26 protein-coding genes and 1 riboswitch are annotated in these 24,762 nt (G+C 70.6%); of the genes, 10 read left to right on the top strand and 16 right to left on the bottom strand.

Going from position 1 to position 24,762, the window contains the following annotated elements; all coding sequences use genetic code 11:
• Positions 1-35: 35 nt before the first annotated feature.
• The 4 genes from C1A17_RS11940 to C1A17_RS11925 form a co-directional block, all read right to left on the bottom strand.
• A complete protein-coding gene (locus C1A17_RS11940) occupies positions 36-785 on the bottom strand; it encodes a hypothetical protein (protein WP_101653183.1) in 750 nt (249 codons plus the stop codon).
• The gene (locus tag C1A17_RS11935; RefSeq protein WP_101653182.1) at positions 778-1,413 is read right to left on the bottom strand and encodes a hypothetical protein; all 636 of its coding nucleotides are present in this window, start codon (positions 1,411-1,413) and stop codon (positions 778-780) included. Before C1A17_RS11935 ends, C1A17_RS11940 begins: the two co-directional genes overlap by 8 nt.
• Positions 1,410-2,756, bottom strand: coding sequence for an AAA family ATPase (locus C1A17_RS11930; RefSeq protein WP_101653181.1), 1,347 nt, complete (start codon positions 2,754-2,756; stop codon positions 1,410-1,412). The genes C1A17_RS11935 and C1A17_RS11930 overlap by 4 nt, the downstream gene beginning before the upstream one ends.
• 78 nt (positions 2,757-2,834) lie before the next feature.
• Positions 2,835-3,116, bottom strand: a complete 282-nt coding sequence (locus C1A17_RS11925) for a hypothetical protein (protein ID WP_101653180.1) — start codon at positions 3,114-3,116, stop codon at positions 2,835-2,837.
• A 332-nt stretch (positions 3,117-3,448) separates the two neighbouring features.
• On the opposite strand from C1A17_RS11925, the gene C1A17_RS11920 reads away from it, so the two are divergent.
• Positions 3,449-3,763, top strand: coding sequence for a hypothetical protein (locus tag C1A17_RS11920; protein WP_101653179.1), 315 nt, complete (start codon positions 3,449-3,451; stop codon positions 3,761-3,763).
• Positions 3,764-3,881: 118 nt separating this feature from the next.
• On the opposite strand, the gene C1A17_RS14110 is transcribed toward C1A17_RS11920, so the two are convergent.
• The 8 genes from C1A17_RS14110 to C1A17_RS11880 all read right to left on the bottom strand — a co-directional run bounded on the left by C1A17_RS14110 (position 3,882) and on the right by C1A17_RS11880 (position 10,813).
• A complete protein-coding gene (locus tag C1A17_RS14110) occupies positions 3,882-4,595 on the bottom strand; it encodes a TadE/TadG family type IV pilus assembly protein (protein WP_281258725.1) in 714 nt (237 codons plus the stop codon).
• 2 nt (positions 4,596-4,597) lie between these two features.
• Positions 4,598-4,993 (bottom strand): TadE/TadG family type IV pilus assembly protein, encoded by a 396-nt coding sequence (locus tag C1A17_RS11910; protein WP_101653178.1) that lies wholly within the window; start codon positions 4,991-4,993, stop codon positions 4,598-4,600.
• A 50-nt stretch (positions 4,994-5,043) separates the two neighbouring features.
• Positions 5,044-5,565, bottom strand: coding sequence for a TadE family protein (locus C1A17_RS11905; protein ID WP_101653177.1), 522 nt, complete (start codon positions 5,563-5,565; stop codon positions 5,044-5,046).
• Positions 5,566-5,599: 34 nt separating this feature from the next.
• Positions 5,600-5,818, bottom strand: coding sequence for a hypothetical protein (locus C1A17_RS11900; RefSeq protein ID WP_101653176.1), 219 nt, complete (start codon positions 5,816-5,818; stop codon positions 5,600-5,602).
• A gap of 171 nt (positions 5,819-5,989) precedes the next feature.
• Entirely contained in the window at positions 5,990-6,922 is a 933-nt protein-coding gene (locus tag C1A17_RS11895) for a type II secretion system F family protein (protein WP_245873733.1), read from the bottom strand.
• Between the two features lies 1 nt (position 6,923).
• Positions 6,924-7,796, bottom strand: coding sequence for a type II secretion system F family protein (locus tag C1A17_RS11890; protein WP_101653175.1), 873 nt, complete (start codon positions 7,794-7,796; stop codon positions 6,924-6,926).
• Position 7,797: 1 nt separating this feature from the next.
• Positions 7,798-9,099 carry a TadA family conjugal transfer-associated ATPase gene (locus tag C1A17_RS11885; RefSeq protein WP_101653174.1) on the bottom strand — a complete coding sequence of 434 codons (1,302 nt, stop codon included), beginning with the start codon at positions 9,097-9,099 and terminating at the stop codon, positions 7,798-7,800.
• A 1,042-nt stretch (positions 9,100-10,141) separates the two neighbouring features.
• Entirely contained in the window at positions 10,142-10,813 is a 672-nt protein-coding gene (locus C1A17_RS11880) for an SAF domain-containing protein (RefSeq protein ID WP_101653173.1), read from the bottom strand.
• Positions 10,814-10,973: 160 nt separating this feature from the next.
• A riboswitch (guanidine-III (ykkC-III) riboswitch) is annotated at positions 10,974-11,040 on the top strand.
• 14 nt (positions 11,041-11,054) lie between these two features.
• Between C1A17_RS11880 and C1A17_RS11875 the strand changes: the two genes are divergently transcribed.
• The 4 genes from C1A17_RS11875 to C1A17_RS11860 all read left to right on the top strand — a co-directional run bounded on the left by C1A17_RS11875 (position 11,055) and on the right by C1A17_RS11860 (position 13,341).
• On the top strand, positions 11,055-11,369 hold the full coding sequence (locus C1A17_RS11875; RefSeq protein WP_101653172.1) for a DMT family transporter: 315 nt from the start codon (positions 11,055-11,057) through the stop codon (positions 11,367-11,369).
• Positions 11,370-11,717 (top strand): DMT family transporter, encoded by a 348-nt coding sequence (locus C1A17_RS11870; RefSeq protein ID WP_101653171.1) that lies wholly within the window; start codon positions 11,370-11,372, stop codon positions 11,715-11,717. It abuts the gene before it with no gap.
• 92 nt (positions 11,718-11,809) lie between these two features.
• Entirely contained in the window at positions 11,810-12,568 is a 759-nt protein-coding gene (locus C1A17_RS11865; RefSeq protein WP_101653170.1) for a hypothetical protein, read from the top strand.
• Complete coding sequence (locus tag C1A17_RS11860; protein WP_101653169.1) at positions 12,565-13,341, top strand: glycosyltransferase family 2 protein; 777 nt, start codon at positions 12,565-12,567, stop codon at positions 13,339-13,341. Before C1A17_RS11865 ends, C1A17_RS11860 begins: the two co-directional genes overlap by 4 nt.
• 200 nt (positions 13,342-13,541) lie before the next feature.
• Here C1A17_RS11860 and trhO read toward each other — a convergent pair whose 3' ends face one another.
• Positions 13,542-14,453 carry an oxygen-dependent tRNA uridine(34) hydroxylase TrhO gene (gene trhO / locus C1A17_RS11855; RefSeq protein WP_101653168.1) on the bottom strand — a complete coding sequence of 304 codons (912 nt, stop codon included), beginning with the start codon at positions 14,451-14,453 and terminating at the stop codon, positions 13,542-13,544.
• A 34-nt stretch (positions 14,454-14,487) separates the two neighbouring features.
• Positions 14,488-15,156 (bottom strand): hypothetical protein, encoded by a 669-nt coding sequence (locus C1A17_RS11850; protein ID WP_101653167.1) that lies wholly within the window; start codon positions 15,154-15,156, stop codon positions 14,488-14,490.
• Between the two features lie 198 nt (positions 15,157-15,354).
• Here C1A17_RS11850 and C1A17_RS11845 point away from each other — a divergent pair, with 198 nt between their 5' ends.
• The 4 genes from C1A17_RS11845 to C1A17_RS11830 are packed head-to-tail and all read left to right on the top strand — an operon-like array spanning position 15,355 to position 18,977.
• Positions 15,355-15,636, top strand: coding sequence for a hypothetical protein (locus tag C1A17_RS11845; protein WP_101653166.1), 282 nt, complete (start codon positions 15,355-15,357; stop codon positions 15,634-15,636).
• 52 nt (positions 15,637-15,688) lie between these two features.
• Positions 15,689-17,047, top strand: a complete 1,359-nt coding sequence (locus tag C1A17_RS11840; protein WP_101653165.1) for an AAA family ATPase — start codon at positions 15,689-15,691, stop codon at positions 17,045-17,047.
• Between the two features lie 8 nt (positions 17,048-17,055).
• Positions 17,056-17,706: a hypothetical protein gene (locus C1A17_RS11835; RefSeq protein ID WP_101653164.1), complete on the top strand. Its 651-nt coding sequence runs from the start codon at positions 17,056-17,058 to the stop codon at positions 17,704-17,706.
• Positions 17,703-18,977, top strand: a complete 1,275-nt coding sequence (locus tag C1A17_RS11830) for a hypothetical protein (RefSeq protein ID WP_146000631.1) — start codon at positions 17,703-17,705, stop codon at positions 18,975-18,977. Before C1A17_RS11835 ends, C1A17_RS11830 begins: the two co-directional genes overlap by 4 nt.
• Positions 18,978-19,109: 132 nt before the next feature.
• Here C1A17_RS11830 and C1A17_RS11825 read toward each other — a convergent pair whose 3' ends face one another.
• Positions 19,110-20,159, bottom strand: a complete 1,050-nt coding sequence (locus C1A17_RS11825; RefSeq protein WP_101653162.1) for a Glu/Leu/Phe/Val dehydrogenase dimerization domain-containing protein — start codon at positions 20,157-20,159, stop codon at positions 19,110-19,112.
• A gap of 225 nt (positions 20,160-20,384) precedes the next feature.
• Between C1A17_RS11825 and purL the strand changes: the two genes are divergently transcribed.
• On the top strand, positions 20,385-22,712 hold the full coding sequence (purL, locus tag C1A17_RS11820; RefSeq protein WP_101653161.1) for a phosphoribosylformylglycinamidine synthase subunit PurL: 2,328 nt from the start codon (positions 20,385-20,387) through the stop codon (positions 22,710-22,712).
• Positions 22,713-22,869: 157 nt separating this feature from the next.
• Here purL and C1A17_RS11815 read toward each other — a convergent pair whose 3' ends face one another.
• On the bottom strand, positions 22,870-24,681 hold the full coding sequence (locus tag C1A17_RS11815) for a BCCT family transporter (RefSeq protein ID WP_101653160.1): 1,812 nt from the start codon (positions 24,679-24,681) through the stop codon (positions 22,870-22,872).
• Positions 24,682-24,762: the final 81 nt, after the last annotated feature.

The raw sequence follows: 24,762 nt of genomic DNA, 5'->3' as shown, positions 1-24,762 counted from the left end.
CTACCCGGCGCCGCCGGGACAGGAGGGGGCTCGGCTCACTCCGGGGCGGACCAGCCCTGCGCGGTCTCGAGCTCCAGGGTGCCGATCGTGGCCAGGAGAAGACGGACCAGCGGTTCGAACGCCGACTCCTGGACCGTGGTCAGATGGAAGACGAGCGCGCGCGTCGATCCCGGGACGGGAACGGTGACGGTGAAGGAGCAGCGGAGCTTCGACCGTGCTCGGATGTGCGCCCGCTCATCGCCGTCGAGTCGCGCATACTTCGCGGACAGCTCGGACGGCAGAACCGCCATCGCCTCGGCCTCGAACTCCTCATCCGTCGAGAACCCGTGATCCTCGTCGAGGGACTTGCGGGCGGTGGCCGTGGCCCACCCGCCGGTCTCGAGCTCGAGCACCGTGTGTCGTTCCCCGGCCTCGGCGTCCCGGTTGGCACGCTGGACGTACTCCTCCGCCTGTGCCCGATCCTGCAGGTCGAATCGGGTCGAGCTGAGGATCACCGATCCGGAGACGTAGGCGCCGTCGATCTGCAGATCGAGCAGGAAGAACTCCTCGGCATCCGCCGCGTATCCCTTCCGGAATGCCTGCTCGAGATGCTCCTGAGCGCGTCGGCGGGCCGACGCCGTCACGTCGCGCGGCTGATCGGACGAACGGCGGAGGAGGAACGTCCGGAGGAACTCCGCGCGCTCGTCGGGCTCGGCGGGCACGCGCAGGTACGCCCGCGGGATGAGGAAGCGGTAGGAATCGCTGCGCACCCGTCGCGCCTGGAACAGCGCGATCGGCTCACTCATCGCCGAACTCCACCCGCAGTGCTCCGGCGAGATCGGAGAGGCCCGGACTCAGCAGCGCCTCGGTGACGAAGCTCGAGAACTCGGCGGTCATGAGTGCGAAGATGCCGTCCCGGAGCGCCCACAGGTGGACGAGGTGGATGAACACATCGTCCGCCTCAGGTCCGTCCGCAGGTGCGTCGCCGGCGGTCTGCACGCTCTTGATGCGGACGCACTCGCCCATGACGGTGTCGAGGACGTCGACGACCGGAGCGAGAACTCCCTGCTCGGATTCCGACGTCATTGCTGCCGCTGCGCTGTCGAGCGTGTGGTCCGGACCGAAGTTCGCCAACCACACCGTCGGTGCGGCCATCGGAATGCCGTCGCTCCCCTCGGGCGCGAAGAACGCCTGACCGAGGAGCAGCGAGCTGCCATCGGCGGATTCGGTCGTCCGCGCTCGTGCGATGATGCCCGCGCACCCGTCGGCGACCTGGTCGAGGACGCCGCTCGGCGGAGCGTGGCCGAGCGCAGACCATGCGAGGCGTTCGAGCTCCGCCCGCAGCAGCGCGGGATCGTCGATGGCGTCACCGGTGAGCATCGCCCACTGGGACCGGAGCGCTTCCGGCACCTGCACCGAGCAGACTGCGGTCACGTGAAGAGACCCTTGATCCCGCGGAGGATCCCGATGAGGCGGGACGTGTCCGTCCACTCGATCCCGTCGAGGACCTGATACCCGCCGACGACCGGGTTGGCGATGAACGAGATCCGGGTCGCGTTCGCCGCCGCGTTGGCGCTGCTCGTCGTCTGCGCGAGGTTCCCGAGGATCTCGTTGACATCGGCCAGGCGCGTCGACCGACTGATGTAGCTGAGGTTCGCGAGGTCGTCGAGAGCGCTCGCGTTGGTCATCGAACCGGCCCGGAGGTTGTCGAGCAAGGTCTGGGGCCGGGCGATGCGCTCGAGGAAGATGTTCCCCATCCGGGTGGTCGGCGAGTTGACGACGAACGTGGCGACATCATCGATCATGCTCGTCGACGCCGGGGTCATGGAGTTGACGAAGTTCAGCCGGAAGTTCTGGAACGGCGTGAGGATCGCATGACGACCCGTCGTGGGCCGCAGGAGGTTGAGCACGAAGTCGTCGACGACATTGCTCGAACCGCCGATCGTCCCCTTGACCGACGCGATCTTCAGCGCGCTGAACGCGCCGAGGCCGGCGAGTGCGACGCCGACACCGGCGAGGATGACCTCGGTGAGCGTCGCATCGTGGTTCTGGTACTGCCACAGGGTGATGACGAAGACCGCGAGGGCGATCACCAATCCGATGACGGCGAGCACCCACCCGCCGAAGATGAACGCTGCGATCGCGACGATGATCCCGACGACGAGGAGCACGATCTTGAGCACTTCGAGGAACGGCCGGAGGAAATCGTAGAGCCCGTCCTTGACGTCGTCGTCGATCGCCTGCTGGATGGCATCGGCGGCGACCTGGGCGGCCCTCTCGGCATCCTCGACCAACCCGTCGAACTCGCGCTGCAGACGGTCGAGATCGGCCTGCGCGTTCTCGCGCGCAGTGTTGGACGCCTCCTGCTCGGGCGTGAGCGGATCGCCCCCGGACGCGGTCTGCTCCGGATTGGAGGCGATCGTGGACTCCGCTTCCTGCGCTTCGTCGACCTTGGCCCGGGCACTCGCGAGGAGGGAATCGTCGACCTCGCCGAGGAAGGAGGTGAGCGCAGCCGCCGATTCGGTGAACCGGGGGTGCGTCTCATCGAGCTTCTTCTGGAGCTTGCCGGCGGTGTCCTTGTAGGCGTCGGCCGCCTTCGACGTCCACGAATCGCCGTCGGTGAGGTTGCGGAGCATGTTCGCCGCTTCGAGGATGAGTTCGCCTGTGGTCTGCAGCTCGTTGCGCGAGATCTCCAGCTGTCCCCGATCCGCAGGGAACGGCGATCCCGGTGTGCCCTCGGCACCTCCTCCGTGCAGAGGCGTCCATTCAGCGGTCATGGGTGTACTCCTGATCGAGGGGATGGGGGATGAGGGGGCGCGGGCGGATCGTCAGCGATGGTCGATGACCGTCGAGGGTCACTTCTCCCGCAGCTTGGTCACGCCGTTGTCGTCATATTCCTCGAGCTGCGCCACGATATCCGCCAGGCTCGTGTGCGCGCCTTCGAGATCCTCGAGCTGCTTCGCACGGTTCCTGCTCCAGTTGTCGGAGAAGTCGTTGAGCGCCCCGGCCAGCGAGGAGTACCCCGCCGCCGCAGCTGCCGTGTCCATGCTGCCGTCGATGCCGGAGTAGTCACCGTGGATGGTCTGGAGATTGGAGACCAGATTGTTCAGACTCTCCAGGTCGTAGTGAATGGTCATCGGCACCCCTCAGTACGGACGGATCGGGAATCGGACTGACGGTGACCAACGTAGCAAAGCGCCGCGGCGTTCCCTCTGTGACTGTTCGAAGAATCCCACGTCCCTGCGTGAACACTCGATGAACGGACCACCCGCCTTCTCGATCATTACACTCGTGATCCCAGCCCCCCGCTCGCGTCCGGGCCACCGGTCGGCGGCGTCGGTCGCGGCGACAGCACACCCTCACCCAGGAGAACGTCGCGCTCGGCAGCTTCGTCGCCTCCCTCGCCTCCGTCGGTGCTGTCGCCGCAGGGCTCGGCGCCGCACTCGGGCTCGTCGTTCTCGCTGCGACCGTGTTCACCGGACCCGACCTGAGGTTCGCCCTTCCGCCGGGTATCGCCGCCATCGCTTCGATCTGCTGCCTGCTCGCACTGGTCGTGCTCTCCATCCCCTTCACGCTCTGGGCCGTCGGTCGTGATCGCCGTCTGCTCACCGAGCTCGCGCGGGGACCGGAGCGGCACGAGGAGATGCTCGGCCTCCGGGGCAGGAACGCGTTCGTGGCCGGCATCGCCTACGCGGTCCCGCTGTTCTTCCTCGGATGCACCGCGGTCACCTACGGCTGGCATCTGCTCCGGGGAGGCGACTGGAACGTCTGGGCGATGATGTGAACTGCGCGAGCACGGACACAGCAGGGTCGAGGACCGAGCATCTGCTGCTGCGGATGTGACGTTCCGAGAACCCGCACATCATGCGCTGCCGAGCCCGTCCGTCCCGCGGAGCATGATCTCAGCCGCCGCCGAGCTCCCCGCCGTCCTCCGGCGGACCGGGCTCGCCAGGCGGCGGGTCCGGCTCCCGCGGGTCCGCCGGACCGGGGTCGACAGGCGGGTCCGCCGGCCCGGGATCGGGAACTCCGGGCTCACCGGGACCGGGCTCCCCCGGCTCCCCGGGATCCTCGGGCAGGTCCGGGCGCGGCGGCGCGGGCGACCCCGGCGCCTCGGTGCCGCCTCCGTCCTCGACGTCGTCGTCATCGCGCGGGACATAGCCGGAGTCCGGCTGGTCGTCGACCTCGCGAACCCCTTGGAACGGGCGGGCGCGGCCGTCCCCCGAGGCGCGCAGCTCGCGCACCCCGACCATCGACAGCAGGCTCGCCGACGTCGACATCTCCACGTGCACCGCGACGATGAGCGGCTGGTCCCCGTCGTCCGGATCGGGCAGGATCCCGCGGAACTCGCACGAATCGACCGCGCCGTCGGCGACGACGGCGTCGCAGTAGACGTCGACCTCGTTCTCCACCCGCTCCGGGATGAGCACGAGCTGGGTGCGGGACGGATCGATCTGCGAGGCTCCGGCGCGCGCGGCCTCCTGGGCGTAGGCGATCGCCCGGGCCCGGAGGTCGAGCTGGCGCCCCGCGTCGATGACGAGCCCGCCGAGCAGCAGGATGACCATCGCCATGACTGGCAGGACCGGCGAGATCGATCCGCGGTCGTCACGCGGCCGCACGCTCACGGGGTCACCCCCTCGATGCCGCGGTTGGGATCGAGCGGCGAGGTGAACTCGCTCGTGAAGGTCATGCTCCCCGGCAGGAAGCCGAGGACGTCGACCATCGGGTAGTCGCAGCTCGCCCGCACGGTCACCGGTCGACCCGGCTGGAAGGTCGCGATCCGCTCGACCCGCAGCGTATCGGCGCATCCCTCCGAGGCCCGCCCGGTGGCCAGCGACAGGCTGCGCTGGGCGGCGTCGTAGGCGTCGTACACATTGCGCTCCTGGGTCGCTGCGCGGGCGGCGTCGCGCACGCCGGCATCGAAGTTCGCCGACACGATCGACACCCGGGCGAAGGCGAACACGAGGGCGAGCACGGCGAGCAGCATCGGGAGGATGAGGACGAGCTCGATCGACATCGATCCGCCGTCCGCGCGCCTTCCCCGGCTCGCCGCAGCGTCGGCCGCGCTCACGGTGCCGCCCCGGTGTCGCTCTCGAAGCGCTCGATCTGACCCGACGCCTCGCCGGTGGCCCGGAGGTCGAGGCCCGGGACGAGGGTGATGACGGTGCCGGTGACCTGCACCGTCACCTCGCCGGTCTCCGCGTCGTAGTCCGACACGACTTCGGGTCCCATGAGGGATTCGCCGCCGAGGCGCTGGGCGAAGGTCTCCGTGTACTCGAGCACGGCCGGGGACCCGGCGGCATAGGACTCGGCGTCGGGGAAGAGCCGGAGCTGGGACAGCCCCTCGCGAGCGGCCTGCACGGCGATGTTGCGGCCGTAGAAGTAGAGGCCGGCCTGGATGGAGAAGAAGATGATGACGATGAGGACCGGCCCGAGGAAGGCGAGCTCGATCGCCGAGGCCCCCCGGTCCCCGCGCCCGAGCTCCCTGGCCCGCCGGATGACGGATCGCCGCGCCGACGGGCGGTCGCGCAGGGCGCGACCGCACCGGTGCGCGGTGCGGCGGGTGCGGGGCGGGGAGGTGCGGATCATCGCGGAGGGGATGCGGCGGTGCGGAACCCGGAGCTCAGCACTCCTGGCCGGAGGTGGCGCTGTTCGCGCAGTCCTCGAGCTGGCTCGAACGCTCGCGGACGATGTTGAGCACGATCGCCGCGACCACGGACACGGCGATGACGAGCACCGCGGTGATGACGACCCACTCGATCGCGGAGGCACCGCGGTCGTTGCTCTCGCGGAGTCGCCGGACGGTGCCGCGCCAGTTCATCACGTCGTCGAAAAGCTTCATCGAGGGTGTCCAATCGTGTCGGGGATGGGGGTCGGTGCGCGTCGCCGCGATCCACTCAGCAGTGTGGTCGACGGTCGGCTCATCCGCAAGAAATCCTAATGGACCGGGGGTGAACTCTGCTCCCGGGCCCGCGGTCGGAGCCGCCGGGACGATCGCTCCCGCTCGGATCGCTCACAGGCTCAGCAGCTGGCCGATGGCCGGATAGGCGAGGAAGAGGAGGAAGCCGGCGCTCAGCAGCATCTGGGCGAGCAGCATCGACTGCGAGCGCTCCCCTTCCTTGCCCTCGACCTCGGACAGCTCCTTGGCGCGCAGGGTGTCGGCGCGGGCGGAGAGCGAGGCGCGGATCTTCGCGCCGTCGTTCGCCGCCAGGCCGAGCGCCCCGGCGAGGTCGGAGAGCTCCTCGACGCCGGTCGCCTCGCCGAGCTCGCCGAGCGCCTCCCACGGGCTCACCCCGAGCAGGCGCGCGTTCGCGAGCGCCTGCCGGATCCTCACGAGGGCCCAGTGCTCGCTGATCGTCGCGGCGGCGAGGAGCGCCTCGGGAAGGCCGCGGCCGCCGGACAGATTCATCGACACGAGATCGAGGAAGATGCCGACGACCTTCCGGAAGTCCTTGCGCCGCTTGGCCGCCTCCTGCTTGAGGGACAGGTACGGGATCGCGAGGCCCAGCCCTCCGAGCACGAGGGCGAGCAGCATCGGGATGGCCCCGGGCATGCCGACGCCGGCGAGCTGGGCGATGCCCCACAGGATCGGGGCGAGGAGGAAGAGGAACAGCCCGGTGAAGAGCGAGGACGCGAGGAAGCCGCCGGGCGACTTCGACATGATCGCGAGGTCCTTGCTCACCGCTCCGAGCGTCCAGCCGCGCTCGGCCGCCATGGTCTCGAGCGCGTCAGCGGTGCGGCGGTACACCCCGTCCGCCCAGGACCGGGTGCGGCTCGACGCCTGCTCCATGTCGGTGAGCACCGAGGTCCGCATCGACTTCCGTCCGGCGTCGATCCGGGCGACGAGGGAGGCCACTCCCGGCTTCGGGTGGTAGAACACCCGGACGAGCAGGTACACGCCGAGTCCGACGACGGCGCCGGCGAGCATCGTCCACACGAGCGTCACGTCACCTCACCACCAGGAAGCGGTCGCGCGGTTCGGGCTCGCCGAGGCGCCGCAGCCACCACAGCCCGCCGATCATCAGCCCCGCGACGATGACGAGGACGACCTGTCCGAGCAGGGTGCCGTAGGGCTCGACGTAGTCGCGGTTGAACAGCGTCATCCCGCCCATGACGCCGAGGACGATGACGAGGACGATCTGCACGCTGCGGCGGATCCCTGCGCGCGAGGCGTCGACGCGACGGCGCATGTCGAGCTCGTTGCGGGTCGAGCGCGCGAGCGCGGTGAGGACGTCGCGCAGGCCCGGGCCGCGCAGCCGGGCGTTGAGGACGAGCGAGGCGACGATCATGTCCGCGCTCGGGTCGTCGAGGTCGTCGGCGAACTTCTGGAGCGCGTCCGGCAGCGGCTCGCGCACCCGGAGCCTGTCGACGAGGAGGTTGAGCTGCGGCCGGATGACCGGCGGGGTGGCCCCCACGCTCGCCGGGATGGCCTGCTCGAGGCCGACAGCTCCGGCGATGGTGTCGCGCAGGGACTCGGTCCAGGTGGCGAGCGCCTCGAGACGGAGGATCGCCTGCTTCTCGATCTTCGCGTTGCCGGCGATCCGGTCCCAGAACGCGGCGATGAGGCCGACGACGACCGCCGGCACCAGCCAGCGGGTGAGGAGGAGGACGACGAGGAACGCGAGCCCGCCCCACAGCACACGGGCGGACAGCGGCCTGGCACCGACCTTCTTCACCCGACGGCGGCCCGGCCGGCTCGGGTCCCCGACCGGCCAGCCGGCGATCGAGACGACGAGGAGGAACAGGGCGAGTCCGAACAGCGCTCCGGCGCCGAGCGCGGCCGGGACCTGCCAGCCGATGCCCTCGAGCCCGGGGATCATGTCACCACCGCCCGGTGATCTGCGGCTCGTAGCCGTGGGCGGCGAGGTCGGCGGCGGCCTCGATGGGCGCATGCGCCACCGCCGTGCCCTCGGGGCCGGGGGCGAACACCTCGCTCGACAGCACGCGGCCGTCGATGCCGGTGACCTCGCGGATCGACTCGACGACGCGCCGGGTGCCGTCGGCGAACTGCGCCCGGCGCATGAAGACGACGTAGTTGATCGACCCCGCGATGAGCATGTGGGTGGCTTCGACCGGCAGGTTCTCCTGCGCCTGGAGGGCATAGGTCGCGATCCGGTTGAAAACCTCCATCGACGAGTTCGCGTGGATCGTCGACAGGGACCCGTCGTTGCCCTGGCTCATCGCGTTGAGCATGGTGACGATCTCGTCGCCGAGCACCTCGCCGACGATGACGCGGGAGGGGTTCATCCGCAGCGAACGGCGCACGAGCTCGGCCATCGTCACCCCGCCCACGCCCTCGGAGTTCGGAAGCCGCTCCTCGAAGGCGACGACGTTCGGGTGGAGGTCTTCGAAGCTCTCGAGACCGAGCTCCATCGCGCGCTCGACGGTGATGAGACGCTCGGCGGGCGGGATGCAGTTGGCGAGCGCGCGGAGCATCGTCGTCTTGCCGGCGTTGGTCGCCCCGGCGATCATGATGTTCTTCCGCGCCGCGACGGCGGCGGTGAGGAACTCCGCGACGTCCGGGGTCATGGTGCCGGTGGCGACGAGGTCGGAGAGGAACACCTTGCCCAAACGGGCCCGGCGGATGCTCACCGCCGGCCGCGTGCACACCCCCATGACGGCGGACATCCGCGAGCCGTCGGGCAGCCGGAGGTCGAGCTGCGGGTTCGCGGCGTCGAAGGGGCGCGAGGACAGCCCGACGTTGGAGGCGAGGATCTGGATGAGCTCGACGAGTTCGTCATCGGACTCCGCAACGGGGTCGTGCATCTCCTCCGTGCCGTCGGCGTAGCCGACGAACACCTGGTCGCAGCCGTTGATGTCGATGTTCTCGACGTCGGGGTTCTCGAGGAGCGGCTGCAGCCGACCGACCCCGAACAGCGCGGCGTGGATCGCCTGGGCCACCTCGCCCTCGGATTCCGGGGAGGGAGGAGTGCGCCCGGAGGAGATCTCCTCACGCGCGTGGTCCTCGAGCACCTGGATGATGAGCGAGCGGGCGTACTGCCGCTCGTCCTCCGAGGACATCGCCGCGCGGCCGGCCATCTCGTCGGCGCGGCGCTGCTGGTTGAGCCGGTCGGCGACGCGGCCGCGCAGCATCCTCACCAGGTCGTTGCGATCCGCGGTCATGCGCGATCCCTCCTCTCACGGCGGGTGGGGTGCGGACCGGGCGGGGGCGCACTCGGCCGCGCCCCGGGACACCGTGCGCCGGGTCCGGGGGGCTCTGCGGCGGAGCTGCGGCACCCTGCGGCGCCTGCGGGGTCGACGGCCCGCGATCGGGGGTGGGGGCCGGATCCACCGGTGCGGATTCCCGCTCCTGCTCACGCTTCGCCCTGCGGTTCTTCATCCCCGTGCGCCGGGACGATGCCGGGATCGCGCCCGCATCGATCATCTGCTGCCGGTCGATCCGGATTCCCGCGGTGCGGGCGATCGCCTCGACGATCGGCATCCCCGAGCGCACGAGCTCGGTGCGTTCGGGCCGGTTGATCACGCTGCCCTCGAACATGCCCACGCCCTTCGGGTCGAGCGCCAGATGACCGAGGAACTCGGTGGTGCGGAGCACGTCCTCGCCGAGCGCGGCGTAGGCGGACCGGGCGTCGGCGGAGTCCCGCGCCGGGGCCACGACGACGACTCCGATGGCCGGCCCGGAGGCCGGGGAGGCCGCCTGCAGCCGGAGGATCCGGCGACGCAGGTGGAGGACGTCCGAAGGTCGCGGCCGGAGGACGAGGACGAGGGCGGCGGATTCGCGCAGGAGCGGGAAGTGCGGCGCGCCCGACCACACGCTTCCGAGGTCGGCGATGACGTCATGGCTGGTCAGTCGGGTGAAGGCCTGTCCCAGAGCCGGCCAGAGCTGCTGCACGGCCTGCGCCTGTTCGGGTTCGGAGAGCCCGGCGATGAACTCGGTGCCCCCGAGGATTGTCTGCGCGTGCTCGCCGACCGCGTCGGGGGAGATCTCCTTGCGGGCGAGGGGGAGGAGCGAGAGGAGTCCGCGGTCGGGGTCGACCGGACCGCCGGCGTCGAGCGGCATCCGGTAGGAGATGTCGCCGCCGCGGATGTCGGCGTCGACGAGGAACGCGGTGCGGGGCCACAGCGCGGCGGTGAGGAGGGCGAGGGTGGTCGCGCCGGGCGAGCCCTTGGCCGAGGCGAGGGAGACGAGTGCCATCGCGGCGCCTCAACCGGCCTGGAGGTCGACGCCGGGCTGCGTGCCCTGCGCGAGCTTCGTCGCGGCGACCTGGCCGGCGGCCGCGAGCGGCACGACGGTCGTCGCCTGATCGGAGCCGACGAGGACGGAGACGCTGAGGTTCCCGCCGGCGTCGCCGACGGACACGACCCGCGCCGCCTCGACGAGCACCTGTCCCGAAGAGCCTCCGGCCTCGGCGCCGGCGCCCTGGTAGAGCCGTACGACATCCCCGGACGCCAGCGGGTCGCTGGGGCGCTGGGTGGGGGTGAGGACGAGTCCGACGACCTCGCCGTCGGCGGGCATTGCGGAACCGGAGACGAACATGTCCTGGTTGACGACGGTGCCCTGCGGGATGAGCGACACGGCCTGCGAGCCGACGAAGTTCTCGAGCGAGGACGCCGGGATGATCCCTGCGGCGTCCGTGCCCACGCGGGCGGTGGTGAAATCGGCTTCGGTGATCGTCTGTCCCGGCCGGATGTCCCCGGCTGCGACGAGCACGTCCGCGCGGCTTCCCGCGCTGAAGGCGATGAGGGCGCTGCCGATCGCGCCGGCGAGGATGAGGACGATGGCGAGGGCCATCATGAGCGGGCGGCGATCGCGGCCGGCGGCGGGGAGCCTGGCCGCCTTCGGAGCAGGTGCGCTGGCGGGGGGATTGGGGGCCATGACCCCCAGGGTAATGCACGCGCGCCGTCGGGCGAATCCGGCCCCGGACGCGGCCGTTCCCCAGCGGCGAACAGGAGGCGAACGCAGGGGAACGGGACGCCCGGGGACGGTCCGGGGACCCGGGCGTTGCCGCCCCGCCCCGCACTCGGTACCATCAGCGGTGGAGCCCGGCGACAGGGCTCGCGGACGAGGGAGCAGTACCCGCACCACGACAAGACTGACTCACGGGAGAGTCCGTCATATGGCATGGTTCGTCCTCATCGCCTCCGGGATGCTCGAGGCCGTCTGGGCCGGAGCGCTCTCGGCTTCGCGCGGCTTCACCCGGTGGCAGCCCGTCCTTCTCTTCCTCGTCTCCGTCACCCTGAGCATGACCGGCCTCGCCTGGGCGATGACCTCGCTGCCCACGGGGACCGCCTATGCGGTGTGGGTCGGCATCGGCGCTTCGCTCGCGGTGCTCTGGGGGTTCGTCACCGGCCAGGAGCGCGCGACCGTCGCCCGGGTGCTGCTCCTCGTCCTCCTCATCGGGTCCGTCGCCGGACTCAAGGCGGTGAGCTGAATGCCGTGGCTCGTCCTGCTCATCAGCGCCGTGTTCGAAGCCGTGTGGGCGACCGCGCTCGGGATGTCCGACGGCTTCCGCGAGCCGGTGCCCACGTTCGTCTTCGCGGTCACCGTGATCGTCAGCATGCTCGGGCTGGGCTGGGCGGCGAAGCACATCCCGATCGGCACCGCCTACGCGGTGTGGACCGGCGTGGGTGCCGCACTCACCGTGGGCTTCGCGATGGCCACCGGTGCGGAGAGCATCTCCGCGGGCAAGATCGTGTTCCTCTGCGGAATCATCGGCGCGGTCATCGGGCTCAAGCTCGTCCCGAGCCCGCCCGCGGCGGATCCGCCTGCCGACCGATGACGCCCCTTCCCTCGCTCGACAACTCGCCGGACAGCGCGGCCCATCCCACCGGACGCGCGAGAAGTGGATCGCGGCGCCGGTATGCTCGAGGGATGACGCGTCCCGGAACCTCGTGGGCCGAGGTGCAGGGACGCTGGTGGTCCACCGATACTCTCCGCATCCTCGCCGTGCTCAGCGTGCCGGCGGCCTGGTGGTACGCCGGATTCGCCTCGGGCGCCTGCCTGTTCCTCGTGGTCGGCGGCGTCACGCTGGTCCGCTTCCTCGTACTGCCGCGCCTGCTCGACGGGGTGTGCCAGATCGTCTTCCTCGCCGCCGCGTGGGCCGCGGTGACCGGCCTCTACCAGCGCATCGGCTGGCTCGATATCCCCGCGCACGCGCTCGCCACTGCAGCCGCGGTCGTCATCGCGTGGCGGCTCGTCCTCCTGCGCGACCCCGCACACCGCATCTCAGCTCTCGGACGCGGCGCCCCGCAGGATGCGCTCGATGCATCTGCAACCGCGAGATCTGCGGGCGATGTCGCCCGCCGACCCCTGCCCTGGTGGTCGCTGCTGTGGAATCTCCTCGCGCTCTCGGCCTTGCTGAGTGTGCTGTGGGAGTTCGGGGAATGGGCGGGATTCGTCTTCATCTCCGAGGAGATCGGCGTCGGCTACCACGACACCATCGGCGACCTCGCCGCCGGGACGCTCGGCGGCGCGGGCCTCGCGCTCCCCTGCGCCCGGCACCTCGAGGACCGCGCAGCGACCGGACCGAACCCCGGGACCCGGGGCCGGAATGGTGCGCGCGCCGATCCCGCACCCGCCGCCGGATCAGCCTCGGCCACGCGCACCGACCCGGACGGTTCCCGCTCATGACCGCCGCGGTGTCCGTGATCATCCCCGTGCTCGACGACGCCCGCGCGCTCGCCGGCTGCCTCGCCGCACTCCGTGCGCAGACAGTGCGGCCGACTGAGATCATCGTCGTCGACAACGCACCTCCCGGGCCGCCCGACCCGACCACGGCCGAGGTGGCCCGCACCGGCGGCGCCCGCGTGATCCGGGAGATCCGGCCGGGAGTGGCCGCGGCCTCGGCGGCGGGGTACGACGCCGCGCGCGGAACGATCCTCGCCCGCCTCGACGCCGATTCCCGACCGCAGCCCGACTGGATCGAGGTCATCGTCAGCGAGATCGACGACCGCGGCCTCCACGCGGTTACCGGGCCCGGTCGCTTCTACGACATCCCCGGGGTCCGCGGCCGGATCGCCGCTGCGGCCTACCACTGGTCCCTCACCCTCGGCGTCGGCGCGGCGATGGGCAATGTCCCGCTGTGGGGGTCGACGATGGCGCTCCGACGCGAGGTGTGGCTGCGGGTCCGCGACCGGACCCACCACGCTGACCCAGCGGTCCACGACGACCTCGATCTCGCGTTCGCGCTCGGTCCGCTGGCCCGGATCGGCTGGAGCCGGAACATGGAGGTGGGTGTCGAGGGCAGGACGTTCGGATCCGTTCGGGCGCTTTCCGCCCGCGTGCGGCGGACGCTCTACACGTGCCGGCTCCACTGGGACCGGCAGAGTGCGGGCGAGCGCCTGCTCTGCGGAGTGACCCGCGGGCGCATCTTCCACAAGCCCGAAATCGCCCTCGTGTCCTGATGCCGTCCCGCGACCCCCGAAACCCGGTGGGCGCGGACGACGGACGCTCGAACCGCGGACGCTCACCCGCTCAACTGTGCAGTATCTGAAACCGAGCGCGCAATTGCGCGCGGATCAGCACATACCCCGCAGTACGCCCAGCGCAGGCAGCTGGCCGGCACCTCGGCTCCGGCGGCGCCTCGGTCACTGCTCGCACACCGTCAGACTGCGCGCACCGGAGCTTCGGCAGCTTCCGGCACGCAGTCGCCGCAGTGCGGATGGCGGCCGGCCTCCGTGCAGGACTCGCAGCGGAGGAAGAGCTTCCGGCATTCCTCGTTCGCGCAGTTGACGAACAGCGGCGTCGATCTGCCGCACTCCACGCAGCGACCCAGCGATTCCGCACCCTCACCGAACTCCATGTGCATCCTCTTGTCGAACACGTAGAGCGAACCGCCCCACAGACCGGCGTTGCCGAACGACTCGCCGTAGCGGACGATCCCGCCGTCGAGCTGATACACCTCGGAGAAGCCGCGGTTCCTCATGAGCACGCTGAGGACCTCACAGCGGATCCCGCCGGTGCAGTAGGTGACGACGGGCCGGTCCTTGAGCTCGTCGTACTTGCCGGACTCGATCTCGGCGATGAAGTCGCGGGTGGTGTCCGTGTCGGGGACGACCGCATCCCTGAACCGGCCGATCCGGGCCTCCATCGCATTGCGGCCGTCGAAGAACACGACCTCGTCCCCGCGCTCCTCGACGAGCCGGTGGAGCCGGCCGGGGCTGAGGTGCTCGCCGCCGCCCTGCACCCCGTCCTCGGTGACGGTGATCTCATCCGGGGCGTGGAAGGTCACGAGCTCGGGCCGCACCTTGACGCTGAGGCGCGGGAAGTCGTCGCCGGTTCCGCTGGACCACTTGATGTCCGCGCCCCGGAACGGTGCGTAGCTCTTGGTGATCCGCACGTAGCGCTTGACGTCGTCGATGTCCCCGCCGAGCGTGGCGTTGATCCCCTGGTGGGAGACGATGACCCGGCCGGTGAGTCCGCAGCCCTCGGCGAGCGCGTGCTGCCACAGGCGCACCGCCTCCGGGTCGGCCAGCGGGGTGAAGACGTAGAAGAGCACGATCTTGGAGAGGGACATGGGCCCATTCTAGGGAGCGCGGGCGCGACGGCGGTCAGCTGAAGCGGACGGTCGAGGCGATCGCGAGGAACAGCCGGCCGAGCGCATCGGCAGCCGGTCGAACCGAGGTCGAGAACGCGAGGAGGAGAGTGGCGTCGGTCCCCGGTACGGGCACATGGACATCGACGTGCCGCGACCATCCGGTCATATCGGTCAGGGCGCTGCGTGCGGCGTCGTCGACATCCGCATACCAGTCCTGCGCGCGGATGAAGGACAGCGTCGCCGATTCGACCGGTGAGCGGTGCTCGCGGTCATAGATCACAGCTGCTCCCGTGCCCCACGCGAACTCCACCGGCTCTTTGGCGATCAGGCCCGGTTCGGAGACCCCGTCGAGGAACGCCTCGCGGATCTCCGTGCGGGAGATGTCGACGGGCTGGAGCGAGACGAGGCCCGAGGCCGAGAGCGGGCGGCCTGCGACCTCCATCGTGCAGAGGAGCATCTCGACGGCGTGCGCCTCCGCGGCGTCGGACACCTGCGCGAGCAGGTCGCCGCGCAGAGCGCGCCGGATATGTGCCGTCCGGTCCCGCGAGAACCCGCTGTAGACCGCGCGCAGGAACGCGTCGATCTGCGCCGGAGCACGCTGGGGATCAGCGGAGATCCGATGCCAGTCGTCGGGCAGCACGAGCTCGAGGGTGGGGAGCGGTCCGCGATCGGGAGATGACATCACAGGCTCCTCCGATATCGACTCCGACGCCACCGATCACCCCGGCACGACACCGGTCCGCGACCGGGCCCGACCGCATGGTGGCACACGAACCCGCAGATCAGACGGGGTGCCCTTGCGGGCGAGATCCATTGCGCGCTCATCACCGACCACTATAGTGGGCTGTGTTCCCCTCGATCCCCACCCGGAGACACAGCGATGACGAAGAAGTACGACGTCGACGACCTCAACGGAATCTCCGAAGGGCTGTCGACCCTGAGCGGAGACCTCGCCGGTCTGTCCGAGGACTCCGGGAAGGCGCAGGGTGCGCTCTGGTCTCCGCCCATCGTCGGGGCCGTGCAGGAGTTCACCGACAACTGGGACAAGCACCGAATGGAGATCACCGAGAGCCTCGACGTCGCCTCCCAGGCGCTCAGCGACATCGCCGGGGCTTACGACGCCTACGACACCGACGCCGCGGGGAAGCTCGACGAGGAGTGATCACCCCTTCCTCGAACCTCCCCTCTCATCCTCCCCTCCCCAGGAGCCGACCATGACTGAACCGACCGACTGGACTCCCCTCTTCCCCTACGATCCGTTCGAGGCCGCGAACCCCGACACCGTCGCCGAGTTCGCCGAGGAGCTCGAGGCGACGCGGAAGCGGATCGAGGAGAGCGTATGCGAGCTCCGGAAGCTCGAGAGCGCCGAGCACTGGAGCACCGAGGCGGCCGATGAGTTCCGCGACAAGGCTCGGACGACCCGCGAATCGATCAGCCGGGCCGAGGGCCGCTACTCCACGACGAAGACCAACCTCGACGCCTGGGCGGAGACGCTCCGGGAGGGAAAGACCACCGCCGAGGGGCACCTCGCCGAGGCGAAGGAGAACCAGCAGGTCCTCGACTCCACCCCCGAGCCCGACGACGGCGGGCTGTTCACGCCGAAGGACCTGACACCGGAGGAGGAGGCGGACAAGCAGGCCCGCGAACAGGCGGAACAGCGGATCGAGGAGCTGCGCCAGAACGTCTACGGCGTCCTCGCCGGCCTTCATGAGGAAGCTCGGGTACTCGCGGAGAACATCCGGCGGGGTGCCGATGACGAGCTCACCGACAGCTTCTGGGACAACATCCAGCAATGGATCCAGGAGAATGCCGGCTGGCTCCGCGCAGTGGCGGAGGTCCTCAGCTGGGCGGCGGCGATCGTCGGGATCATCGCGATCTTCGTCTCCGGGGCCTGGATCGTCGCGCTCGTCATCGGCATCGCGAGCCTCGTCGTGACGCTCGTCCTCTTCGCCGGGGGCGAGGCATCTCTGGCCGAGGTCGGACTCGCGATCTTCGGCGTCGTGACCGCGGGGATCGGCAAGGCCGCGTCGAAGACCGCGACCACAGCCTTCAAGTCGGTCGCCGGACCGCTGCAGAAGACCCGCGGCGCAGCTGCGATGAAGACCGTCCTCGGAGCACCGCGGAACGTCTTCGGCCGCATGCCGGGGGGAAGGCAGATCGTCTCCGGCTGGCGACACCTGGTGTCCGGGCCGCTGGCCAGCCGGGCAGCGCAGAAGGCCGTGCCGGGCGAGCTCCTCGAGCAGGCCGGGAAGGTCCCGGTCAGTCGGTTCGTGTTCGGATCCCGCGAGACCGCTCAGCGCTTCCACATCGCCAAGGACTGGATGCGGAACCACCAGCACAGCTCGGCGCACATCCGGCAGATCGTCACGGAGCTCGGCGAGGGCGGTTCGCCCCACCTCCGCACGGCCGGTGAGACCCTGCGGAACGCCACGCGGGTCCAGGGGATCAACAACGTCGTCACCACGACGAAGTCCGGAATCGACATCAGCCAGGCCGACCACTCCGATCCCAAGCAGATCGTCAAGGACATCAACCAGATCCTCAAGCTCATCAAGATCGGCATCGGGAAGTGAGTCCGTCCATGCAGTTCGCCGCGACGATCCCCGAGGCCTGGCTCGACCTCCCGCTCGAGGCGGACGCTCCGCACACCTGGATGGAGAACACCCTCGTCCCGCGGCTGTCGCCCGGCGCGGACCCGGAGGCGACCCGGGTGCTCGTCGAGGCCTGGGCCGGGACGATCGAGGACATCCGCCGCACCCGGCAGCAGCCCACTTCCGTCACCGCGGCCGCATGGGCGCTGTGCCCGGCGTTCGCGGAGGCCGAGGCGACCGTGGAGCCCGCCGATCTCATCCCGGTGACCGTCGCCCGCCTCGAGGCGCAGCACTGGACTGGCACCCGGGAGAGCTTCGTCGACGCACTCGTCGTCCCGGACGCGGCGCGCTTCCGCGAACCGGCGATCAGCGAGCTCGCCGACGAGCCGCTGCCGTGGGTCCGCATCGAGCAGACGGTCCTCGGCCCCTCCACGGGCGACGACACCGATCCCGGCACTGCGGAACCCGCAGCGGATGCGGCCGCCGTCTCATCCTCGCTTGTCTACGTCGCGGAGATCGGTGAGGAGACCCTCGCCGTCGTCTCCGCCTGGTTCGAGAACCCCGCATACCTCGTCCTCTACGGCGGTGCGGTCGACGACGCCGTCCGCAGCCTCCGCTTCGCCCCGGATCCCGCAGCGTGAGCACCGGCTCCCCACACCCCGCGCAGCTCGTCCCCACCGGCCTCAGCGGTGCTGCGGTCGATTCCGTTAGGGGCATGCGCGTCGAGGTCGACAGTAGCGGGGCGATCCTGCTGCGCACTCCGGACTCCGAGCGTCGGCTCGCCGAACACCCGGAGATCACCGGGGTCCGGCTGCTCACCGACCTCCCGCCGTCCGAGCACCCCGCCGCGCGGCAGCACCACTCCGATTTCGATCGCACCGCCCTCCTCATCTCTCTCACCGAGGGCCGATCGATCGCGTTCCGGCTCAGCGAGTGGCTCCCCGCCGTGCAGTGGGAGTCGCCCCACCCACCCGTCGACTTCGCCGGATTCACCGCTTTCGCGCGCGCCCTCGGGCACGCACTCCCGTCGGCACCGAGCACGACCGGCGCCGGATCACCGATCCCCGACACCGGTTCCGCAGACCCCGCGCCCGCTCCGGTGCCCGCGGCGTCGATGATCTCGCCGCTCCCCCGCCCGCCGGCCTCCCATGCCGCATCCACGGTGCTCGCAGCCGGCGGGATCGTCGGTCTGCTGCTCGGCCTCGGCCTGGGACTTCTCGGCCTCACCGGCACCGCGCAGGCCGTGCTGTGGTGCGCCGCCGCGCTGAGCCTGGCGACGAGCGTCGCTGTCCAGAGCAGCATCCGACACCGGAACCGCTCGGCATTCCGGTCACCCCATCCGCCCGCGGACTCCCAGCGGATCCTCCCCCGGCCCGCACCGGAGTTCGGCGCCGACGCGGTCGAGGAGGTGTTCGCCTCCCCGGAGTGGATCGTCGTCCGGGCGTACCCGGCGCGCTCCGAGACGTGGATCCCCGGCCCGGTCCGCGGCGGGGCCCAGGCGCTCCGTGCGCTGGCCGATTCCGCGGGTGTCCTGCGCCGTCTCGTGCTCGTCGATGCCACGGGCGCGGAGCTCTGGGAGCCGATCGTCGAGCTGTGGACCGCTCCGGAGAACGCCGACGCCCTCCTTGCGGAGTTCGCCCGCGCCGGGCTCGAGGTGCGACGAGGCCGGATGGAGGAGCATCCGCGCTCATTCACCGTCGACCACGGCCCCATCGCCGATGCCGCGGAGATCGCGCGGAGCTCCGCCTTCACCCGCGGCCCCACCCTCATGGGAGCGGCGATCGGTCTCGCCGTCCTCGCGGCCGTCTCGTTCACCGTCTGGTCGTGGGCGACGATCCCGCTCGCGCTCGTCGCGCTGTTCGGCGGCATCGCCCTCGCGCGCACCGACGTCGAACGCACCCGGCCCGGATGAGCGCGCACCCGAGGCGGCGGGACCGCCGCGCGGAGGTCCGCCGGGATTCGCGCACCCGTCGGGCGTCTGCCGGGAGCGCGGCGCCGCGGTGACCGGGGCCGGAGCCGCGGTCACGCCGCGGACCCGCCCGGCTCAGCCGCGGGCGGCGTCCATCCGCTCCCGCGCGATCTCCTCGGCGACCTCGGTGGTGGTCCGCCCCTCGTGCTCGGCCTGTTCGAGCACCGCGGTCACCCGCCCCGCGAGGGTGAGGACGTTCTCGCGCGACGCCTCGAGCGTCGGCGCGGAGTAGATCATCGTCGCCGCCGCCATGACTCCCCCGGCGTTGGCGAGGAAGTCCGGCACGAAGGTGATCCCGCGGTCGCGGAGCATCCGCCCGTGCTCCGGGGTCGCGAGCTGGTTGTTCGCGATCCCGCTGACCAGCCTCGCCCGGATCTCCCCGACCGTCGCATCATCGATCACCCCGCCCATCGCGCACGGTGCGAACACGTCGACGTCCTGGGAGTGGATGTCCTCCGGGGCGACGGCCGCCGCGCCGCAGGCCTCGACGACGGCGTCCACCGCGGCCTGCGACACGTCGGCGACGACGAGCTCGGCACCCGCTTCGTGGAGCAGCCGCGACAGCTCCCGGCCCGTGCCGCCGAGGCCCTGCACCGCGACGCGGACCCCCTGCAGATCCCGCCCGTCCCACACGTGGGCGACCCCGGCACGCAGGGCGGTGTACGCGCCGAGCGCGGTGAACTGGGAGGCGGTGACGCCGGCGGGGAACTGGCTCGCCCGGGCGAAGATGAAGTCGCACTCCTCGGCGAGGACATCGGCGTCCTCGGGCCCCACCCCCATGTCGATCGCGGTCCAGAACCGGCCGGCGAGCGCCTGCACATGGCGCGAGAAGGCGCGGAGCACCTCGGCCTTGTCCGGTCGGTGCGGGTCCGCGATGATCACGCACTTGCCGCCGCCGAGCGGCAGACCGGCGATCGCGTTCTTGTAGCTCATCCCCCGCGACAGGCGCAGGACGTCGGTGAGCGCCTCCTCCTCCGAGGCGTACGGGTGCATCCGGCAGCCGCCGGCGGCCGGGCCGAGAGCGGTGTCGTGGATCGCGATGATCGCGCGGAGATCCGTGGCCGGGTCGTGGCAGAAGATCACCTGTTCGTGGTGGTCGAACTCGGGATGGGAGAAGAGGTTCACGGACTGCTCCTTCGTGCGGGTGCGGGGCGGCCGGGAGAGCGATCCGTGCCGCGGACGGACGCTGGCTCCGAGGTTACCCGCGTCGGCGGCCGCTCCGGCGTCGCGCACGCCGGAGCGGGCCGGCCCGAGGCGGACGGCACCGGACGCACGCGGGCCGATGGCGCCCGGCCGTCGGCGGTACGATGGACGCGGCGCTGTCTTCACGAAAGGACCACCCGAAGGATCATGACGAACACGCACGCGACCCCGGCCGCCACGAAGGTCAAGGAGACCGTCGAGTTCGCCGCCGCGAACCCCGACGTCGAACAGCCGTTCGCCGAGCTCGGGCTCAAGGAGAACGAGTACGCGAGCATCAGGGAGATCCTCGGCCGGCGCCCCACCTCTGCAGAGCTCGCGATGTACTCGGTCATGTGGTCCGAGCACTGCTCGTACAAGTCCTCCAAGGTCCACCTCCGCAAGTTCGGCGACTACGTCACCGAGGACATGAGGAAGAACCTCCTCGTCGGCATCGGCGAGAACGCCGGCGTCGTCGACATCGGCGACGACTGGGCCGTGACCTTCAAGGTCGAGAGCCACAACCACCCCTCCTACGTCGAGCCCTACCAGGGTGCTGCGACCGGGGTGGGCGGCATCGTCCGCGACATCATCTCGATGGGCGCCCGCCCCGTCGCGGTGATGGACCAGCTGCGCTTCGGCGCGATCGACCACCCCGACACCGCCCGCGTCGTCCACGGCGTCGTCGCCGGGGTGGGCGGCTACGGCAACTGCCTGGGGCTGCCGAACATCGGCGGCGAGGTCGTCTTCGATTCCGTCTACCAGGGCAACCCGCTCGTCAACGCCCTCGCCGTGGGTGTGCTCCGCCAAGACGACATCCGGCTCGCGAACGCCTCCGGCGTGGGCAACAAGGTCGTCCTGTTCGGGGCGCGGACCGGCGGCGACGGGATCGGCGGCGCCTCGATCCTCGCCTCGGAATCCTTCGACGACACCAAGCCGTCCAAGCGGCCGGCCGTCCAGGTGGGCGACCCGTTCGCGGAGAAGGTCCTCATCGAGTGCTGCCTCGAGCTGTTCGCCGCCGAGGTCGTCGAGGGCATCCAGGACCTCGGCGCCGCCGGCATCAGCTGCGCGACCTCCGAGCTCGCCTCGAACGGCGAGGGCGGCATGCACATCGCGCTCGACGACGTGCTCCTGCGCGACCCCTCGCTCACTCCCGAGGAGATCCTCATGAGCGAGTCCCAGGAGCGGATGATGGCGGTCGTCACGCCGGAGAAGCTCGACGAGTTCCTCGCGATCACCGCGAAGTGGGATGTCGAGACGAGCGTGCTCGGCGAGGTCACCGACACCGGCCGTCTCGTCATCGAGTGGCACGGCGACGTCATCGTCGACGTGCCCCCGCGCTCCGTCGCCCACGACGGACCGGTCTACGAGCGCCCCTATCACGAGCCTTCGTGGACGGAGCCCACCCGCGCGAACACCGTCGCTGCGGCCGGCCTGGCCCGGGCGGAGTCCGACGCGGAGCTCCGCGCCACGCTGCTGCAGCTCCTCGGGTCCCCGAACCTCGCCTCGAAGTCGTGGGTGACGAACCAGTACGACCGCTACGTCCAGGGCAACACCGCCCTCGCGTTCCCCGACGACGCCGGGGTCATCCGGGTCGACGAGGAGACCGGGCTCGGCGTGGCGATCGCCACCGATGCGAACGGCCGCTACTGCTACCTCGACCCCGCGGTCGGCGCGCAGCTCGCGCTCGCCGAGGCGCACCGCAACGTCGCGACCTCCGGCGCGCGGCCGATGGCCGTGACCGACTGCCTGAACTTCGGCTCGCCCGAGGACCCGGAGATCATGTGGCAGTTCGCGCAGGCCGTCGAGGGCCTGGCCGTCGGCTGTCAGGAGCTCGGCATCCCGGTGACCGGCGGCAACGTGTCGCTGTACAACCAGACCGGCGGCGTGGCGATCCATCCGACCCCGGTCGTCGGCGTCCTCGGCGTGTTCGACGACGTCACCCGCGCCGCGCCGTCGGGCTGGCAGGATGCCGGCCAGACGGTCTACCTGCTCGGCGCCACAGCGGACGAGCTCGACGGCTCCGCCTGGGCCGATGTCGTCCACGACCACCTCGGCGGCGTGCCCCCGCAGTTCCGCCCGGCCGCGGAGAAGGAGCTCGCCGAGATCCTCATCAACGCCTCGCGCGACGGCATGATCGACGCCGCGCACGACCTGTCCGAGGGCGGGCTCGCCCAGGCGCTGGCCGAGGCGTGCCTGCGCCGCGGGATGGGGGCGCGGGTATGGCTCGACGAGGTCGCCGAGCGCGACGGGGTCGACCTCTTCACCCTGCTGTTCTCCGAGTCGACCGCCCGCGCGATCGTCGCCGTCCCCCGCTCCGAGGAGGTGCGGTTCACCGACATGTGCACCGCCCGCGGCTTCCCCTTCGCCCGGATCGGCATGACCGACGCCGGCGAGGGCGAGGACGGCGCGGCGCTCGAGCTCGTCGATCGCTTCACCATCCCGGTCACCGAGCTCGCAGAGACCCATCGCGCGACGCTCCCCGCCCACTTCGGCTGAGCGGACACCCCTCGGCGCCGCGGGCATCCTTCGGCACCCTCCGGCACCTTCGTCGAGTGGTCATGTTCGGACGATTTCGGGCTCGAAACCGTCCGAACATGACCACTCGACGCATGGCACGTGGGCGGGCCGAAGTACTGGGACCCGGTGAGGTCGCTCAGTCCTCGGCGCTGCGGTACCGGATCTTCGCGCTGCCGGTGCGGGAGGACAGCGTGCCCTCCGGCAGGTGCGGCCGGCCGCCCCGAGCGGACGCGGCGGTGCTCCCGTCCTGCTCCGGGTCCTCGACGTAGGGGTCGGCGAGGACCGGTACGTCGTCCGCCGCCTCGGGCTCGACGACCGTGTCCGAGGTGTCGTGCTCGTCCTCGTCCCGGCGCCGGGCGTACTCCTCCGGCGGGAGCACCTTCTTCCAGCGGCGCGTCCGCATGGGCGGGAGCTCCCCGGCGTCCTCGCGCAGCGCGCGGTAGAGGGCGTACATCTGGAAGTACCCCATGACGAAGAACGGCAGCCCCACGAGGATGATGGTCTTCTCGAGCGCCTCGAGTCCGCCGCTGCCGGAGAACACGAGCAGGGTCGCGGTGATGACGCCGATCGACAGCGCCCAGAAGATCCGCTGCCCGAGCGGATTGAAGTCCTCGTGCCCGTTGGTCATGGTGTCGGTGACGAGCGCTGCGGAGTCGACCGAGGTGATGAAGAAGACCCCGACGAGCAGGATCGCGATGATCGACAACGCGAACGAAAGCGGGTAGTGGTCGAGGAAGGCGAACAGCGCACCCGGGATGTCGCCGTCAGTGACGACCCGGTCGACGAGGCCGCCCTCCCCGTTGAGCTCGATGTCGAAGGAGGCGAAGCCGAAGATCCCGAACCAGATGACGGAGAATCCCGAGGGGATCGCGAGGACGCCGGAGACGAACTGGCGGATCGTGCGGCCCTTGGAGATCCGGGCGATGAAAATCCCGACGAACGGCGACCACGTGATCGTCCAGGCCCAGTAGAACACCGTCCACCCGCTCTGCCAGCCGGTGTCGGCGAAGGTGTCGTTCCAGAACGCGAGCTCGGGGAGGTTGACGAGGTAGCTGCCGAAGGCCTCGATCGTCCCCTTGAGCATGAAGAGCGTCGGCCCGACGACGACGATGAATATCAGCAGCCCGATTGCGACGACGATGTTGACGTTCGAGAGCACCTTGATGCCCTTGTCGAGGCCGAGCGACACCGAGACCAGTGCGACTGCGGTGACGACGCCGATGATGATGAGCTGCCAGCCGGCGTTCTCCGGGATCCCGAACAGCTGGGACAGGCCGCCGTTGATCTGCAGGGTCCCCAGGCCGATCGACACGGCGATGCCGAACACGGTGCCGACGATCGCGACGACGTCGATGGCCTTGCCGATCGGGCCGTGGATCCGCTCGCCGAGGATCGGCTGGAAGATCGAGCTCACGCGCGGCGGCAGGTTGCGCTTGTGGATGAAGTACGCGAAGCACAGGGCCGGCAGGGTGAAGATCGTCCATGTGTGGAGCGTGAAGTGGTAGAGCGTGAAGTTCATCGCGTCGGCAGCGGCCGCGGGGGTTCCCGCCTCGATGCCGAGGGACGCCCCGCGCGGAGGTGCGCCGAAGTGGCTGATCGGTTCGGCCACGCCCCAGAACATGAGGATCGTGCCGATGCCGGCGGCGAACAGCATGGCGAACCAGGCGAGCCCGCTGTGCTCGGGCGGCTCGTCGTCCGGGCCGAGCTTGACCCTGCCGAACCGTCCGACGCAGATGAAGAGGAGGAACACGAGGAAGACGGACACGCCGAGGACGTAGAACCAGCCGAGGTGGGCGAGCAGCCAGTCGGATGCGGCGGTCACCGCGTTGTCGAGCGGATCGGTGAAGAGGATCGTCGCGGCGGCGAAGAGGATGATGATCGCCGCCGAGGTGAAGAAGATGACGGGCGAGGTCCGGAGTCGGAGGGCATCGTGCAGTCGTGTGAGCATCGTTTCGTCAAGTCCTGGTGTCGTCGTTCGGTCATCGCTCAGCGTTCTGCGGACCGGTGCCCGGACCGCACCGGGTCCACG

Origin of the sequence: Brevibacterium ihuae (assembly GCF_900184225.1) — a bacterium.
Taxonomy (GTDB): Bacteria; Actinomycetota; Actinomycetes; order Actinomycetales; family Brevibacteriaceae; genus Brevibacterium; species Brevibacterium ihuae.
The sequence above is the reverse complement of the archived record's forward strand: the minus strand, read 5'-3'. Positions and strand labels throughout refer to the sequence as shown.